19 protein-coding genes and 1 pseudogene are annotated in these 16,356 nt (G+C 43.6%); 15 read left to right on the top strand and 5 right to left on the bottom strand.

Annotated elements, in window-relative coordinates; translation table 11 throughout:
• Positions 1-39: 39 nt before the first annotated feature.
• The 12 genes and pseudogenes from ccmA (at position 40) to DFP77_RS00600 (ending at position 10,204) form a co-directional block, all read left to right on the top strand.
• A complete protein-coding gene (ccmA, locus tag DFP77_RS00655) occupies positions 40-654 on the top strand; it encodes a cytochrome c biogenesis heme-transporting ATPase CcmA (protein ID WP_114410376.1) in 615 nt (204 codons plus the stop codon).
• A complete protein-coding gene (ccmB, locus tag DFP77_RS00650; protein WP_114410375.1) occupies positions 651-1,313 on the top strand; it encodes a heme exporter protein CcmB in 663 nt (220 codons plus the stop codon). The genes ccmA and ccmB overlap by 4 nt, the downstream gene beginning before the upstream one ends.
• Positions 1,202-2,059: pseudogene (locus DFP77_RS00645) on the top strand (heme ABC transporter permease); the annotation flags it as partial. The gene ccmB and the pseudogene DFP77_RS00645, both read left to right, overlap by 112 nt.
• Positions 2,049-2,225, top strand: coding sequence for a heme exporter protein CcmD (ccmD, locus tag DFP77_RS00640; RefSeq protein WP_114410373.1), 177 nt, complete (start codon positions 2,049-2,051; stop codon positions 2,223-2,225). The pseudogene DFP77_RS00645 and the gene ccmD, both read left to right, overlap by 11 nt.
• On the top strand, positions 2,225-2,692 hold the full coding sequence (gene ccmE / locus DFP77_RS00635) for a cytochrome c maturation protein CcmE (protein WP_114410372.1): 468 nt from the start codon (positions 2,225-2,227) through the stop codon (positions 2,690-2,692). The genes ccmD and ccmE overlap by 1 nt, the downstream gene beginning before the upstream one ends.
• Before the next feature lie 12 nt (positions 2,693-2,704).
• On the top strand, positions 2,705-4,642 hold the full coding sequence (locus DFP77_RS00630) for a heme lyase CcmF/NrfE family subunit (protein WP_114410371.1): 1,938 nt from the start codon (positions 2,705-2,707) through the stop codon (positions 4,640-4,642).
• A 2-nt stretch (positions 4,643-4,644) separates the two neighbouring features.
• Positions 4,645-5,154, top strand: a complete 510-nt coding sequence (locus DFP77_RS00625) for a DsbE family thiol:disulfide interchange protein (protein WP_114410370.1) — start codon at positions 4,645-4,647, stop codon at positions 5,152-5,154.
• On the top strand, positions 5,151-5,561 hold the full coding sequence (locus tag DFP77_RS00620; RefSeq protein ID WP_114410369.1) for a cytochrome c-type biogenesis protein: 411 nt from the start codon (positions 5,151-5,153) through the stop codon (positions 5,559-5,561). The genes DFP77_RS00625 and DFP77_RS00620 overlap by 4 nt, the downstream gene beginning before the upstream one ends.
• A complete protein-coding gene (locus tag DFP77_RS00615; protein WP_258860956.1) occupies positions 5,558-6,751 on the top strand; it encodes a tetratricopeptide repeat protein in 1,194 nt (397 codons plus the stop codon). The genes DFP77_RS00620 and DFP77_RS00615 overlap by 4 nt, the downstream gene beginning before the upstream one ends.
• Before the next feature lie 65 nt (positions 6,752-6,816).
• Positions 6,817-7,857, top strand: coding sequence for a cell division protein ZipA (zipA, locus tag DFP77_RS00610; RefSeq protein WP_114410368.1), 1,041 nt, complete (start codon positions 6,817-6,819; stop codon positions 7,855-7,857).
• A gap of 91 nt (positions 7,858-7,948) precedes the next feature.
• A complete protein-coding gene (gene ligA, locus DFP77_RS00605) occupies positions 7,949-9,967 on the top strand; it encodes an NAD-dependent DNA ligase LigA (RefSeq protein ID WP_114410367.1) in 2,019 nt (672 codons plus the stop codon).
• Positions 9,968-10,204 (top strand): YheU family protein, encoded by a 237-nt coding sequence (locus DFP77_RS00600; RefSeq protein WP_114410366.1) that lies wholly within the window; start codon positions 9,968-9,970, stop codon positions 10,202-10,204. It begins immediately after the preceding gene.
• 23 nt (positions 10,205-10,227) lie between these two features.
• Here the strand turns inward: DFP77_RS00600 and cysE are convergent, their stop codons facing one another.
• Positions 10,228-11,046, bottom strand: coding sequence for a serine O-acetyltransferase (cysE, locus tag DFP77_RS00595; RefSeq protein WP_114410365.1), 819 nt, complete (start codon positions 11,044-11,046; stop codon positions 10,228-10,230).
• 118 nt (positions 11,047-11,164) lie between these two features.
• On the opposite strand from cysE, the gene DFP77_RS00590 reads away from it, so the two are divergent.
• The gene (locus tag DFP77_RS00590; RefSeq protein WP_114410364.1) at positions 11,165-11,494 is read left to right on the top strand and encodes a hypothetical protein; all 330 of its coding nucleotides are present in this window, start codon (positions 11,165-11,167) and stop codon (positions 11,492-11,494) included.
• A gap of 61 nt (positions 11,495-11,555) precedes the next feature.
• On the opposite strand, the gene mnmC is transcribed toward DFP77_RS00590, so the two are convergent.
• On the bottom strand, positions 11,556-13,559 hold the full coding sequence (gene mnmC / locus DFP77_RS00585) for a bifunctional tRNA (5-methylaminomethyl-2-thiouridine)(34)-methyltransferase MnmC2/FAD-dependent 5-carboxymethylaminomethyl-2-thiouridine(34) oxidoreductase MnmC1 (protein WP_114410363.1): 2,004 nt from the start codon (positions 13,557-13,559) through the stop codon (positions 11,556-11,558).
• The gene (locus tag DFP77_RS00580; protein WP_114410362.1) at positions 13,549-14,100 is read right to left on the bottom strand and encodes a peptidylprolyl isomerase; all 552 of its coding nucleotides are present in this window, start codon (positions 14,098-14,100) and stop codon (positions 13,549-13,551) included. Before DFP77_RS00580 ends, mnmC begins: the two co-directional genes overlap by 11 nt.
• Positions 14,101-14,191: 91 nt before the next feature.
• Here DFP77_RS00580 and DFP77_RS00575 point away from each other — a divergent pair, with 91 nt between their 5' ends.
• Positions 14,192-14,473, top strand: a complete 282-nt coding sequence (locus DFP77_RS00575) for an Rdx family protein (RefSeq protein WP_114410361.1) — start codon at positions 14,192-14,194, stop codon at positions 14,471-14,473.
• Between the two features lie 72 nt (positions 14,474-14,545).
• On the opposite strand, the gene DFP77_RS00570 is transcribed toward DFP77_RS00575, so the two are convergent.
• A complete protein-coding gene (locus tag DFP77_RS00570) occupies positions 14,546-14,851 on the bottom strand; it encodes a YciI family protein (RefSeq protein WP_114410360.1) in 306 nt (101 codons plus the stop codon).
• Positions 14,852-14,853: 2 nt separating this feature from the next.
• Positions 14,854-15,390: a septation protein A gene (locus tag DFP77_RS00565; protein WP_114410359.1), complete on the bottom strand. Its 537-nt coding sequence runs from the start codon at positions 15,388-15,390 to the stop codon at positions 14,854-14,856.
• Between the two features lie 83 nt (positions 15,391-15,473).
• On the opposite strand from DFP77_RS00565, the gene DFP77_RS00560 reads away from it, so the two are divergent.
• On the top strand, positions 15,474-16,325 hold the full coding sequence (locus DFP77_RS00560) for a PHP domain-containing protein (RefSeq protein ID WP_114410358.1): 852 nt from the start codon (positions 15,474-15,476) through the stop codon (positions 16,323-16,325).
• Positions 16,326-16,356 lie beyond the last annotated feature (31 nt).

Here is a 16,356-nt window from a genome sequence, read left to right as displayed (position 1 = left end):
TAACCTTGGCTTTCATATCGGCCGAATTAGGTAAATCTTTTGCAATCTTCTGTTTCTTTAACAATATCTGGCCTTTGGATAGAACGAGGGGAGAGAGATCTATGCAAAGACTTTTCTTTTTCTGCTCAATCTGGAGAGGTTGTGCGTATTTTAGGGGAGAACGGTGCTGGTAAGAGTTCTTTGTTGAAAGTCATTGTAGGTGTCATCTCTCCTCTTGAAGGGAAAATCGTTTATTCGGGCGAAGATGTCACCTTAGATAGAAATCCGTTACAGCAAGATGCTATTTATATTGGCCATTCGGTAGGTGTCAAAAACCTGCTTACGGTAGCTGAGAATATTCGCTGTTATTGTCCTGATGTGTCTCCAGAGACATTAGACACTGTGCTGAAGCAATTGGATCTGCTGGATCATATTGATGCATTAGTGAGGACATTATCCGCAGGACAGTTGCGCCGAGTGGCTTTGGCGCGTTTATGGTTAACTGAGAAAACACTCTGGTTACTAGATGAACCCTTTGCTTCATTAGATGTCGGAGCTATTGCTCTATTAGAAGAGCGTATTCAGTTACATGTGTCGTCCGGTGGTTTGGTCGTGTTAACCACCCATCAGGATTTACGTTCTTTATCTTGTCGTGATGTGGCTTTGTTGTCATGACGTATACTTCTTTTTTAGTTTCGGAATTTTTGCTGATATGGCGTCGTAAGCAAGATGTTATTAACGTTCTGTTGTTTTTTATTATCGCCGTTACTTTGTTTCCTATTGGAGTCAGTTCTTCGCCTGAGTTTTTAGCTTCTGCTGCGGGCGGCATTATTTGGTGTGCGGCAGTATTAGCTATATTGATGGCCGTAGAGGGGATGTTCAAAGAAGATTTTCGTGATGGCTCTTTGGAGCAATGGGTCGTCAGTGGTCTTTCTCTTCCCGCGCTTATATTGCTTAAAGTGGTTGCACAATGGTTGGCTTTTCTATTGCCTTTGTTGGGCATAATGCCGTTGTTGAGTGAGATGTTGTTTTTACCTGAGTCAAGTTTTTGGGTGTTGATTATGACGTTCCTACTGGGAACACCAAGCTTATTTTTAATCGGTGTGATTGGTGCCGCATTGACTGTTTCTTTAAGGCAAGGTGCCATGTTGGTCATGTTGCTTATTTTACCGTTTTATTTGCCAGTAATTATTTTTTCGACATTAGCGATACAAGCAGCCGAAGCCAATTTACCGTATTCTGGTCAGTTAGCGCTGTTGTCGGCCATGTCTCTGTTGTCTTTAGTTATATCGCCTTTTATGACGGCGATTGCGATCAAAGCGAGTGCAAGCTGATGAACTGGACGTGGTTTCATAAATTGGGTTCACCCAAATGGTTTTTCCATCGCTCTAAAGCGTGGGCTTTGCCTTTATTTGCTGTGGGCTGTGTTGGTCTTATTGTTGGTCTTATATGGGGCCTAGTATTTGCTCCGGCGGATTATCAACAGGGTAACAGCTTTAGAATCATCTATATGCATGTACCAGTGGCGATGCTCGCGCAATCGTGTTATTTCGCATTAGGTGTTGCCGGCTTTGTGTTTCTTGTTTGGCGGATGAAAATTGCGCCTATCTTTATTAAGGCAATGGCACCGATTGGCGCGGTAATGGCCTTGATAGCGTTGGTTTCTGGCGCTATTTGGGGGAAACCGACGTGGGGGACTTGGTGGGTCTGGGATGCAAGGCTGACCTCTGTATTGGTGTTGTTTTTTCTCTATATGGGAATTATTGTGCTGCAAAAGGCCTTAGACGACCAAGTTTTAGCCAATAAAGCGGTAGCTGTGATTAGTGTTGTGGGATTAATTAATTTGCCCATTATTAAGTACTCTGTCGTGTTGTTAGAAACTCTTCACCAAGGGCCGACGTTTACGCTCACTAAAAAACCTGAGATGCCTTCTGAGATGTGGCTACCATTGCTTGTTTGCGCGATTTGCATGTATTTTTTGATGGCTGGCTTGGTTCTTTGGCGAATGCAGTCTGAAATATTAAAGCGTGAGTATAGATCGAGTTGGGTGAGAGAAGAGGTGATGAAGCGTGGCCTTTAATAATTTGAATGATTTTTTGGCGATGGGCGCTCACGGACTCTATGTTTGGTCTGTTTATGGCTTTAGTTCTTTGGCATTAACGTGGTTGATTTGGGATACCTTATCCACACGTCGAAAAACACGCGATCGGTTACGTAAACGCTTTATGAGGAATCAAACGCTATAATGCATCCAGTTAGAAAAAAGCGTCTGTTAGTCATAACCGCTATTGTATTGATATTGGGCGCTGCGGTGACGCTAGTCATGTATGCTCTTCAGCAAAATATCAATTTGTTTTATTCACCGTCCCAAATAGCCATGGGAGAAGCTCCACGTCATGTCAATATACGAGCGGGTGGTCTGGTGGTGGATGGCAGTGTAAAGCGTAATCCTGAAACCTTGGCAGTTGTGTTTGAAGCGACTGATTATCAGCACACAGTCACCATCGAATACCGTGGTATTTTGCCAGACCTATTTAGAGAAGGTCAGGGAATTGTTGCCCAAGGTCAATTAAATGATGGCGGTGTTTTTATAGCTACTGAAGTTTTGGCGAAACATGATGAAAAATATATGCCTCCGGAAGTGTCTGAGGCTGTGAAGAATGCCCAAAGCTCGATGGGTGAGAGTAAAGCAAGCTCGCAATCTACTTATTAATTTAGGCTGTTTATGTTCCCTGAAATTGGTCAATTTTCTCTGATATTGTCGTTGTTTTTTGCTCTATCGCTCGCTTCTGTCCCCCTGATTGGTTATTGGAGAGGAAATCGTCTTTTGCTGGAAGCAGCACGCCCACTGACTTTTATTATGTCTGCGTTGGTGTTGGTAAGCTTTATTACACTAAGTTGGTCATTTTTAAGTGACGATTTCTCTGTGCTGTATGTGGCCCAAAACTCCAATAGCCAGTTGCCTGTTTGGTATAAATTTAGTGCTTTGTGGGGGGGGCATGAAGGGTCACTGTTGCTCTGGGTGTTGATATTGTCTGGTTGGTGTTCTGTCGTAGCGTTCAAGATAAAAACCTTGCCAGAGGATGTCGGCCCTGTGGTGTTATCTGTGCTAGGCATGGTTAGTCTAGGTTTTTTATCCTTTTTGCTTTTTACGTCTTCGCCTTTTGCGCGCTTACTGCCTGATACTCCTGTGGATGGTGGAGACCTGAATCCTTTGTTGCAAGATTTTGGGCTGATTGTCCACCCTCCTGTTTTGTATATGGGGTACGTGGGGTTCTCTGTGGCATTCGGCTTTGCCGTGGCAGCGCTAATTACTGGGAATTTAAATGCGTCTTGGGCGCGTTGGGCAAGGCCCTGGACCGCAGCGTCGTGGGCGTTTTTGACCTTAGGAATTACGCTGGGTAGCTGGTGGGCTTATTACGAATTAGGTTGGGGTGGCTGGTGGTTTTGGGATCCAGTAGAAAATGCTTCGTTTATGCCTTGGTTAGCGGGAACTGCGTTGCTGCATTCCCTTGCTGTTACAGAAAAGCGTGGTGTATTCAAAAGCTGGACTATCCTACTGGCGATTTTTACTTTTAGTCTTTCGTTGCTTGGTGCGTTTTTGGTTCGCTCTGGTGTACTAACCTCGGTGCACTCTTTTGCGGCCGATCCGACTCGCGGTATTTTTATTCTCGTTTTACTATTGGTGCTCGTGGGTGGCAGTTTATTGCTGTATGCCGTCCGTGCAGTCGAGGTGCGTTCGAGCGTTTCCTTTGGGGCTTCGGGACGAGAAGCTTGGTTATTGTTGAATAATATTCTACTGACGGTTCTGACGTTGACCGTTTTGTTGGGCACCTTGTATCCATTGATATTTGACGCCTTAAACTTAGGAAAAATATCAGTGGGAGCGCCGTATTTTAATAGTGTGTTCACGCCAATTGCGCTGCTGCTGATGGTATTTATGGCGGTAGGGCCTTTGTCTAAATGGCACCATACGAAATTTAGTGTGTTTGCTAAGGTTTGTTCTACCTCAGCGTTTATCGCTATCTTATCGGCAGGCTTGGTTGTTTATTATTACGGGTTTGGTTTTATCGCTTGGCTTAGTTTGGCTGTGGCATTTTGGGTAGTGTTCTTATCTTGTGCAGATTGGTTTGGTAAAGTCTCTGCGGGAACAAAAGGTATTATTCCTCGTGCTCGTCAATTACCAAGAAATTACTATGGCATGTTATTTGCGCATCTTGGTATGGTCGTTTCCTTGGTGGGGATTGTATTGGTTAGCGTAAACAGTCATGAGTCAATGCTGCGATTGTCTCCTGGGGATAACGCGACGGTGGCAGGTTATGATTTTATGTTTGATAGCATGGAGCAAGTCGATGGGCCTAATTATGTATCAAATAAAGGGCAATTTACGGCATATAAATCAGGGGAAGCCGTTGCAGTTCTTTATCCTGAAAAGCGTTTCTTTACAACTCGTCAGCAAGTAATGACTGAAGCTGCGTTGGATGCTGGTTTTACTCGTGACTTATACGTTTCTCTAGGTGAAAGGCTTGATGGTTCTGCATGGGGTGTCCGAATTTACGTAAAGTCCTTTGTTCGTTGGATTTGGCTTGGTGGTTTGTTGATGATGGCGGGCGGTTTATTGGCCGCACTGGATAAACGTTATCGAAAACGGGCAGGGGGCTAACGATGCGTAAATTTTTGCTTTTTATTCCATTCGTGTTTTTTTTGGTATTAGGTGCTGTTTTATATCTTCAGCTTGGCAAAGATACACAATATATGCCCTCCGCATTAATTGGAAAAACATTACCAGAGTTCACATTGGTGTCTTTGCAAGATGATCAAGTTTATAGCAAAGACGATTTGCCTGTGGGTCCTTATCTTATTAATTTTTGGGGCACTTGGTGTCCTGCGTGTCATGTTGAACATCCATTTTTGATGGAGTTAGCCAGTTCTGGTGTTCCTATCATTGGGGTCGATTACAAAGATCAGCAACCACCCGCGAAGCAATGGTTAGAGCAAAAAGGCAATCCTTACCAAGTGGTATTAATGGATGAAATAGGTAACTTTGGCGTGGATATGGGCGTGACAGGTGCCCCTGAAACCTTTGTTGTTGATAGCTCTGGAGTGGTGGTTTATCGACATCAAGGCGTGGTTAATGCTGTGAACTGGCCTAACATTAAAGAGTACATGAAATGATGTTAGTGAAAGGTGTTTTCCTAAATGTGGTGATGTTGATTTCCTTGTCGGCTTTTGCCCAAGAGCAAATGCTGTTTAGTTCAGAGTTGAATAAAACCCGTTACCAAAGCCTAGTCGAAGAACTACGTTGCCCTAAATGTCAGAACCAAAATTTGGCGGACTCAAACTCTGGCATTGCTGTTGATCTGAGGGAGTTGATCCATCAATTAATTGAGCAGGGTAAAACGGATCAAGAAATTGTTGATTATATGGTTGCGCGTTATGGCACTTTTGTTTTGTACCGACCACAGCACTCTTCGGCCACTTTTCTGCTTTGGTACGGGCCGTTTATCCTGCTTGGGATAGGTATTTTGGCCTTTGTGGCAGTGTTGATGTCGAACCGTCAACGACGAGGAAGAGCTTTATGATGATTGCGTATATGGTCATGGCCTGTCTGATAGCCTTGAGTTTAGTGTACCTATTTGGTTCGCTGAATCATCGTTCTGATAATTGTCGTGGTGATAGAGAGGGCCAAGATAGTCAGTCATTTGCTTCGGTGCGTCGAGATGAGATCGCTCAAGAGCAAGAAGCTGGTCGCTTAACTGCTAGTGAGGCAGCACAGCTTTTGCTTGATATCGATCATGAGGCACGTGTTGTCGGAAGCAAAAAACAACCCTCTTTTTCAACGGACACCTCTTTTGCTCGTTGGTCTATGTTGGGGGTAATGATTGTTGCTGTTTTAGGAAGTGTTAGTCTTTATGAGCAGATAGGCTATTCAAAAGAGGTGATTTTTACACAAGATTTGCAAACGCAAAAGTTAACGCCTGAGAAAATAACCGATTTTTTAATCTATCGTAGCGAACGTTATGACAGAGTGGAAGATTGGTATTATCTTGCAAACGACTATCTTAGTGCAGAACAATACCAAAATGCTGTAGTAGCTTTTGAAACGGCATTAGAAAAACTGCCGAAAAACGCTGAAAACCGTGTGAACTTGTTGGTTGAGTACGCACAGGCTGTTTTTTATGCGAATGGTGGTCAAAGCTCGGACAAAATGCTAAAAGTTGTGGATGCTGTGCTTCAGGTCGCACCGACTCAGCCCACTGCACTGGATTTAAAAGGTGTGGCTGAATTTGCACAGCAAAACTATTTGGGCGCGGTATTGGCTTGGCAAGAAGCGATTCGCTACAGTGGGCATTCTCAAGAGCGTTTAGCGTTGCTATCGGCAATAGGCAAGGCGCGTGACCTAGGTAGAATTGGTTATCAGCAGGTTGCGCCTATTATTACTGATCAGCTAGTAGTAAAGATCAATTGGGATGCAAGGGAGATTCGCTGGCATCAGGACGATGTCTTACTGGTGTACGCAGTATTGAGAGGGCAGACTATGCCCATTGCTATAAAAAGAATATATCCAGAAGATTTAGATCAGCCAGTTTTGTTAACTAATCTTGATGCCTTGATGCCAACGACTACGTTGGCAGAAGCCGATGAGGTGGATTTAGTCATTAAGTTAGCGAACATAAATGACGACGATCTGACAAAAGGCCAAATTATTGGTACGAAACAGGGTTTATTGGTAAATCGTAACGAGATTTTCGTAATCAACGTAGCCTTATAATTGAATCCTAAGCCGCTTCGTTTGATAATACGGTCAACATTAATTGATGCAATTCGGAATATGCAATGGAATTTAGCTTACGTGAGTGGCTGATCTTAATAGGGGTCGTCATTATTGTCGTTATTCTTATAGATGGATTTCGTCGATATAAAAAAGGCAATGAACTTTCTCAAACTGAAAGTGATTTTACTGATTTTGATGAATCAGACGATGACGAGATACTGAGCAAAAGATCGCCTGTTGGTTACAGTAAGGTGTCTGCGAATGAACGAGACACAGGCTTACAAGATCCGATTAGCAACGCGTTTGAAAATGCTAGGAAGACTGCAAAGCAGCCGCTAACCGATGTTCCCCATAAAGTGGACTCTGGCCCAGAAATGCATCGTGGTGAAGATATGTATCTTGATGAGCTTGCCTCATTAGTACCTGAGCGTGACTTTGGCGACTCGGCTGTATCAGAACAAAATTATTCTGATGATGGCTTCTATGAGCAAGATTACGAGCAGGATGAACTTGATTTAGACTTCTCCAGAGATGAGTCCTATGAAGCTGATGATTCTGAAATACATGAAGACTACGAGCGCAATTATTCTGAAGTCGATATCGACCAGGTAACACCAAATAGTGTTCTTGAAGAAGACGATGAGCAAGAAGACAATGATGTTGCTGAAATCGAAGAGGTCATCGTTATCAATATTTTTGCTCCAGAAAATGAAAGCTTTTCGGGAATGGAATTACTTCAGCTGATTCTAAATTGCGGCATGCGCTATGGTGAAATGGATATTTTTCATCGCCATGAAGACGGCTTCGACCGTGGTCGAGTACAGTTCAGTATGGCGAATGCCATTGAGCCAGGTACGTTTGATCTAGATACAATGGGGGAAAATGACTGCCCGGGTGTAAGCTTCTTTATGGGATTGCCTGGTCCAAAAAACAGCATGAAAGCCTTTGATTTCATGCTAGAAACCGCTCAAACTTTAGTGCGTAACTTGGGTGGAGAGCTGCGCGATGAACGACGTAGTCCAATGAGTGAGCAAACCATTGCTCACTGTCGTCAGCGAATACGCGATTTTGAGCGCCGCCGGTTAATGCGCAACAAACAGTAATAAGACCAAGGCCCTAAGGGGCCTTGGTTGCTTTAGACCAGCTAGAAGAATTCAATTCGAGTTTATTTATAATATGACCCAAGAGACAAACATGACGCATCAGCAAATGCTGGACCTGATTCAGCAGCTTAACGACTACAGCTATGCCTACCATGTAAAAGATGCGCCAATCGTACCTGACGCAGAATATGACCGCATATATCGTCAGCTTCAAGAGGTAGAAACCGCACACCCAGACTGGATTCAAGCCGATTCACCAACTCAACGTGTTGGCGAAAAGCCAGACAGCGGTTTTAACAACGTGGCTCATACTGTGCCTATGTTGTCTTTAGACAATGCCTTTGATAACGACTCCTTGTCTGATTTTGATCAGCGTATTCGTAAATTACTTAATGCTGATCATGTAACCTATTGCTGTGAACCTAAACTGGATGGTTTGGCGATTAGTTTGCGTTATGAAGATGGTCATTTAGTTCGAGGCGTGACCCGTGGTGATGGTTTGTCTGGGGAAGATATCACTTCGAATATAAAGACTATTTACTCTGTGCCAATGAAGTTACGCACTAATACGCCACCTGCAGTATTAGAAGTTCGTGGCGAAATCTACATGCCAAAAGACGGTTTTGAAAAGCTGAATGCAGTGGCGGTTGAGCAAGGTGAAAAAACTTTTGTTAATCCTCGGAATGCGGCGGCGGGCAGCTTACGTCAGCTTGATCCAAAAATAACGGCCAAACGCCCACTTGTTATGTGTGCTTATTCGATTGGCTATGCCGAAGGTTGGGATCAACCGACAAGTCATTATGAAGGTTTGCTGCAGTTAAGTGAGTGGGGCTTTCGTACCAATGACCTAATGGCAAAAGCTAAGGGCGCGCAAGGCTGCATTGAGTATTACGAAATGCTCAATGAAAAACGTGCAGATTTATCCTATGACATAGACGGTATTGTTTATAAAGTGGATCAAATTGCCTTGCAGAGTCAGCTGGGCTTTATTGCTCGAGCACCACGTTGGGCGATAGCCAGGAAATTCCCTGCGCAAGAAGAGATGACCAGAGTGTTGGGTGTTGATTTCCAAGTGGGTCGTACTGGCGCTATTACGCCTGTTGCTAGATTAGAGCCTGTGTTTGTCGGTGGTGTAACAGTCTCTAATGCCACTTTGCACAACAAAGATGAGATTGCTCGCTTGGGCGTAAAGGTGAATGATTTTGTAATTGTTCACCGCGCTGGGGATGTTATTCCTAAGGTGGTTCAGGTCGTCATTGATAAGCGTACTGATGATGTGACGGATGCTATTTTTCCAGAAGCTTGTCCAGTTTGTGGTTCGGATTTGGAACAGGTTGAAGGTGAAGCGGTTATTCGTTGTACTGGCGGTTTGGTTTGTGGAGCGCAGTTAAAAGAATCCTTAAAGCACTTCGTCTCTCGTAAAGCTATGGACATAGACGGTCTCGGTGACAAATTGATTGAGCAATTGGTCGATCAAGAGTTGGTGAAAACCCCTGTTGATATTTTTACCTTGAGCGAGAAAAAAGACACCTTATTGTCTATGGAACGAATGGGGCAAAAGTCAGTTGAGAAGCTTCTTGCTTCAATCGAGGCGGCAAAGAACACGCAATTTAATCGCTTTATCTATTCGCTAGGTATTCGTGAAGTGGGTGAAGCCACGGCGCGAGCATTAACCAGTTACTTTACTGAGCTGGATGATTTGATGGCGGCGGATCAAGAAAGTTTGGTGGAAGTCGAAGATGTAGGCCCTATTGTTGCTCAACATGTATGTTTGTTTTTTGAACAAGAATTAAACCGAGAAACGATTAAGGGTTTGTTAGCGGCTGGGGTTGTTTGGGAAAAAAAAGAGCAAGTCTCTGCGAATGAATTACCACTGTCCGGTAAAACCTACGTTGTTACGGGTTCTTTGAGTCAGTTTAGCCGTGATCAGGTTAAAGACAAACTGCAAGCGTTGGGCGCAAAAGTAAGTGGTTCTGTCTCCGCGAAAACAGATTGCTTAGTGGCTGGTGAAAAAGCGGGCTCTAAACTTACCAAAGCACAGTCTCTTGATGTGCCTATTATTGATGAGGAGGGCGTTATTGCCTTACTCACTCAACATGGAGCGATCTAATTGGATACTTTAATACCTTACGATTCGTTAGCACTAGATACGTTAGAAACCATTTTGGACGATATCGTGTCCCGTGATGGCACGGATTATGGTGATTATGATCTATCGGTCGCGCAGAAGCGCGAGCAAGCGTTGCGGTCGTTGCGAAGCGGGGAAGCAGTGTTGTTGTTTGATACAGAGAGCGAAACCATCAAAATGATTCCGAAAGGTGACTTAAGTAACTACGATCTTTTTTAAGATCGTAGTTACGTTTTATTGAACTATTCTTCGACGCAATCACGAATACAGTGATTGATATTGTGATCCATGGCTCTGGATGGGTCTTCTCCCATGTTGCGACCCACTACTTTGGCTGGTACACCAGCGACAGTAGTGTGATGTTCAACGGGTTCTAACACCACGCTACCGGCACCGATTTTTGCACCTTCGCCGATTTCAATGTTGCCAAGAATTTTTGCGCCGGCACCAATCAATACGCCTGTACGAATCTTAGGGTGACGATCTCCGTGCTCTTTACCTGTGCCGCCTAGAGTAACGGATTGCAAAATTGATACGTTATCTTCAATGACACAGGTTTCGCCCACTACAAGCCCTGTGGCATGGTCTAACATAACACCACAGCCTATTGTGGCCGCAGGATGGATATCAACACTAAAGACCATCGACATTTGACCCTGAAGATACAAAGCTAAACTTCTACGATTGTTTTTCCATAGCCAGTTCGCTACTCGATGAGTTTGCAAGGCGTGGAAGCCTTTAAAGAATAGCAAAGGCGTTGTAAGTGTATCGCAAGCCGCGTCGCGTTCTTTTATTGCTAAAATATCTTGCTCGATGCACCGTACAATGCCAGAGTTAGTATCTGCCATAGCTTCTTCGAATACTTCTCGTAGAACCATAGCTGGGATGGATATGCTGTCGAGTTTGCTAGCAAGTAAAAAGCTCAATGCCGAACACAATGATTCATGACGTAAAATAGTCGTATTAAAATAGCTGGCTAGAATCGGTTCATCTTGTGCAAGCTTTTTGGCTTCTGCTTGCAAAGACTGCCAGAGATTGTCAGAAGTCACGGCATGATGCATTGTTGTACTCAAGGGGTATTCACCTATATTGATTCATGTTTAGAATGTAGGTTATAGGGTTAGGGTTAAACAATACAAGGGGTAATAGTAATATTGCCTAAGAAAGATTGGAGATAGCATGTCTAAGAAAAATGTTGCTGATGCGTTGCATATTTTTTATGAATTAAATGAAGCGTTTTCTGATGCCTATTGGGAGACCAATGACATTAACCAAAAAGACCGTTTTTTTGCGATGAAGGGCATTTTACAAGATGAATTGGATGAGTTGCATAAATTGAGTCTACAAGACCATGTTTATCCTTATGAACCGATAAACCCTAGCTTGCTGCAACTGAGTGATAAGCTGAGAGCTTTGTTGCCTGAGCTTAATAATTACATAATTCGCCCGCAAACCTCCAACCGATTTGTTGCGCTTATTCCAAGCGCTTGTGCTCTTTTTGAATCATAAGGTTATTGTGGCTTGTGGTGCTATGCATTGAGGCGTGGTAAAACGCTTCAATGCATTTTAGCTAGCTATTTTGGCTGCGCTTCATATCTCTGATTATAAAGCGGCTCGGGTGAAGTTTATGACTTATTTTCTGCTCTAAAGGGGAAGGCACCCCAGTAATTAAGCTTGCGATATAGCTGCCGCTCAAAGGCGTTGAAATTAATCCTCTAGAACCGTGCCCAATGTTAATAAATAACTGCGTTAGTGGTTCTGCAATTTCATTACTTTGCCACTTAGCATTTCTACTGAGTGCTGAATATGCCTGCCGATACATTTCATCCGATTGAACAGGGCCAACAATTGGTGTGTAATCTGGTACGGCACATCTAAAAGATACTCGTCCTCCGCAGTCTTCACTATTAAAAGTCTCTTTTGGTAATAAAAGCAGGCTTTCCAAAATAGCTAAGTTTCGTTTGTGTCCTTCTTCTCTTACTTGGCCATCTTGATCTTTTAGATCGTACGTAGAGCCAAAATGCAGCAAGCCATTTATCGATGGGGAAACATAGCCAAACTCACAAAGCACCTTGTCGAAATTTGTTTTATCGGCAGGTTCTCCCATGGCTTCGCACGCTGACTTGGCTTTTTCTATATCAATAAACGAGACTTGCCCCCGAATCGGGTAGTCTGGCATATTTGGTGTCATGTCTAAGGCTTTGGTGTCATTGGCTGTACAAAGCACTACATGAGAGAAGTCAGTTTCAAGATCGGCAGATCGAGCCTGCCAGCCAATAGTTTGATCATTTGTCTTTATGGCAGAAAGGTCTTCAAGCTTAGTGTTTAAGCAAACCTTAATATTGTCATGAGACAAAAGAGTCTTGCAAAGCTCTGTCAGAACGACCCAGCCAGATAGCGGTAAGAGTAAACTGCCTTCTCTGTCTTTTGAGGCTTGCAAAATAGTTTCAGGGTATAGCTTTTCATTAAGCAACTTTTGAAAGCGTTCGGCTTCTTTATCGTGCTTCGGTATTTGTATTAATCCGCAGGCGTCCCAGAATTGTTTGTTTGTATCTAGGCTGGAATATAAGCGAGTCGCATGTAGGTAAGCGGATAGATAAAAACGATTTACGGGTGTGTCCTGTGCAGCCAATTTAGGGTAAAGCATACCTTGAGGGTTACCTGACGCGCCGCCAGCAATACAGTCACCTTGTTCCCATACCTCGACTTGTATGCCTTGTTTAGCAAGAGCGTAAGCTGTATTGGCACCTGCTAGTCCAGCACCCACGACCAATACCTTAGTGATGTCTTGAGTGTCATCTTGGCGAAGGTTGAACCAAGATTGTCCCTGAGACATGCGTTCAGTCAATGGGGTTGTCGTGGTGTTTAGAACGCCAACGGTCATTTCTCTTTTCTGGCCAAAGCCTTTTACTTTGCGCACGTCAAAGCCAACGCTTTGTAACCCTCTACGTACAATACCTGCTGCGGTAAAGGTTGAACAGGTCGTGCCTTGGTGGCTAAGGCGATGGATATGGTGAAATAGGTTATCAGACCACATTTCAGGGTTTTTACTTGGTGCAAAACCATCTAAAAACCAAGCATCGACGTCTGCATCAAGCGCCGCGAAACCGTCTTCTGCTTCACCAAACCAAAGCGTTAATTGGATTCGCCCTTGTTCTAATTCAATGCGATGAAAGCCATGACACACTTCTGGGTAGGCATCGATTAGTTGCTGACTAAAATGGCTTATAGATGGCCACATTTTTAATGCGTCAGTCAGCATGCTTTTGGTCATGGGATATTTTTCGACCGAGATGAAGTGCAACTGTTTATCGCCGCCCGCTTCGACTAAAAAAGCCTGCCATGCACATAAAAAATTTAGCCCTGTACCAAAGCCTGTTTCAGCAATCACGAAGGCGTTTTTTTGAAGTGATGCCCAGCGTTCGCTTAACTGATTGTTTTTTAAAAAAACGTGGCGTGTTTCTTCCAGTCCTGACTCTTTGTCAAAATAAACATCGTCAAACTGGTTGGAGTGAGGCGCGCCATCCTCACCCCAACTTAATGCAGGGGATTCCAACTGGTAACTAGTTAACACGTGTGATGCTCTCGATAATAACGGGTGTCTTTGGGACATTTTGGTAGGGACCAACTGTAGAGGTTGGTACAGCAGAGATGGCATCAACGATATCCATTCCCGAAATGACCTTGCCAAAAACAGTGTAGCCGGCCGCACCGCGGGCACCGTCATTCAAAAAGGTGTTATCAACTTGATTGATAAAGAACTGCGATGTGGCGCTGTTCGGATCTTGTGTACGCGCCATGGCAAGTGTGCCACGATTATTAGCCAAGCCATTGTCACCTTCATAGGCAACGGCTTGATGGGTTGTTTTTCGTTCTAGGTCTTTCGTAAAGCCACCGCCCTGAACCATAAAACCACGAATAACGCGATGGAAAATCGTGTCGTTATAGAAACCTTCATCAGCGTAACGAAGAAAGTTAGCAACAGATTTTGGTGCGGCTTCATCATTTAGATCAACTCTAATCGAACCTTGATTTGTTACAATATCCACTTCGGTGGCGTTTACTTGGGAGCAAAGGGTGAATAAAGCCAGACCAGTGATAAGATATTTACGCATAGTGCTACTTCCTAATTTAATGTATGGGCAATAGTATTGGGTATGTCTTGACGTTCCAAGACGTCGAGTGAAAATTTTGGAGAAAAAGCGAATGCGAACTGCAGCCGTAGAAATTGAATATTGTACCTTATGTCGTTGGATGTTGCGTGCGGCATGGTTATCCCAAGAGCTACTGACAACCTTTGATGACGATATCAAGAGCGTCACATTGGTACCAACCCAAGGTGGGATCTTTAAAGTTAGGGTGAATGGAGAAGAAATTTGGTGCCGTAAAAAAGAAGACGGTTTTCCAGAAGCGAAAGTACTAAAGCAGAGAATGCGGGATGTGATTGACCCTGAACGAGATCTTGGGCATTCGGATGTGAAGAAATAACGCCCTACCAGCCTCCCTCTTAGCAGAGGGAGGGGCTAAAAGCTTCAAGGGAAGGGTTAGCGGGTGTTTCTTTTAGGCGTTCGGAAAAACTTGCTTGAACGGCTTAACAGTCACATTTTCATAAACGCCAGCGGCTACGTAAGGGTCTGCGTCTGCCCAAGATTTCGCTTCTTCAAGGCTGGCAAACTCAGCAATAACAACACTGCCACTAAAGCCCGCATCGCCTGGATTTTCTGAGTCGATGGCTGGATTTGGTCCAGCTAATACTAAGCGACCCTCATTTTGTAGGGCCTCCAATCGAGCTAAGTGAGCAGGGCGAGCCTGCATGCGAGCGCTAAGGCTGTTTGCTACATCTTCACCAATAATTGAGTACAGCATTGTTATTCCTTATTTTGCAAATGCGATGATAAATAAATGCCTTGTAGTATGATAAATACAATGGTCATTCCTAATAAACCGAACAATTTAAAATCTACCCAAATTTCTTCGCTATATGAAAACGCGACATATAAATTGGTGACACCAGATATAATGAAAAAGCCAACCCATGCAAGGTTTAATGTTCGCCATACCTTGAAAGGTAAATCTAATTTATCACCCATCATACGTTGAATAATGTTTTTATCACCAATGAATTGACTGCCTAAAAATGCAATCGCAAACAAACCATTTACAATTGTTGGCTTCCATTTAATAAAATCACCGTCTCCAAGTAGAACTGTTGCTCCACCTAGCAGTACAACTAATGCCAGAGAAACCAAGTGCATCTTTTCTACTGTTCTGTTTTTGAACCAAGTGAAACCCACTTGAAGTATGGTGGCGGGGATCAAGATAGCTGTTGCTAAAATGATATTGCCTGTCATTTTATAAACAACGAAGAAGATAACAATAGGAAGGAAGTCGAACAGTATTTTCATATAAAAATCCAGTGAATGTATACTTAAATGTATGTATGCTGGACTTATGATAACCACCATTCCTTTTAAAGAACAGCCAATCTATGCCTGAAGCAGCAAGTTATCGAAAAGTCGATTTACATACACACTCTACGCGTTCAGATGGTCGTTTATCGCCAACGGAACTTGTCGATCTTGCCGTTGATCAGGGCGTTTCCTTATTTGCTCTTACTGATCATGACACATTAGATGGCATTGCAGAGGCGAGTCAACGAGCTTCTGAACATGGACTTAGTTTTATTTATGGTGTCGAGTTGTCAACGCAATGGAATGGTATTCCTTTGCACATGGTTGCTTTGGATTTTTCCTTAGATAACGCAGCATTGCTGTCTATTGTGAATGAAAATCAGGCGATTCGTCTTGACCGAGCTAGACGGATAGCCGACTTATTGGTTAAGCAGGGGCTACCTGATTTATATGATGAAGCGGTTGCTTTGGCGGGAGAGAGTCAGCTTGGGCGACCACACTTTGCCTCTTTATTGGTAGAAAAGGGCTTCGTAAAAGACACTAATAAAGCCTTTGATCGCTATCTAGGTAATAAAAAATTGGGTCAGTTACGTGATGTTTGGCCGGAACTTGAGGATGTTTTGACTGCGCTTTCTGGTCAGGATGTTGAACTGGTTTTAGCCCATCCTAAACGCTACCCTTTAACTGTTACTAAATTAAAGCGACTCCTGAGTGATTTTAAAAAGTGGGGTGGAACGGGAATTGAAATTGTATCTGGAAATGAGCGTCCGGATAGCGTGCGATTGCTGGAGCGTTTGTCGAGAGAATTTGATTTAAAAGCTTCCGTAGGAAGTGATTATCACGGACCATATGGGCCATGGATGCAGGTTGGCAAGTTTACCCAAATTCATGAAAGCGAGGTGGATTTGGTATGGCAGTCATGGGCATAATCCATTGAGGCTCGGTTATTTCAATTTATAA

Source organism: Marinomonas foliarum (assembly GCF_003337275.1).
GTDB classification, from domain to species: Bacteria; Pseudomonadota; Gammaproteobacteria; order Pseudomonadales; family Marinomonadaceae; genus Marinomonas; species Marinomonas foliarum.
The sequence above is the reverse complement of the archived record's forward strand: the minus strand, read 5'-3'. Positions and strand labels throughout refer to the sequence as shown.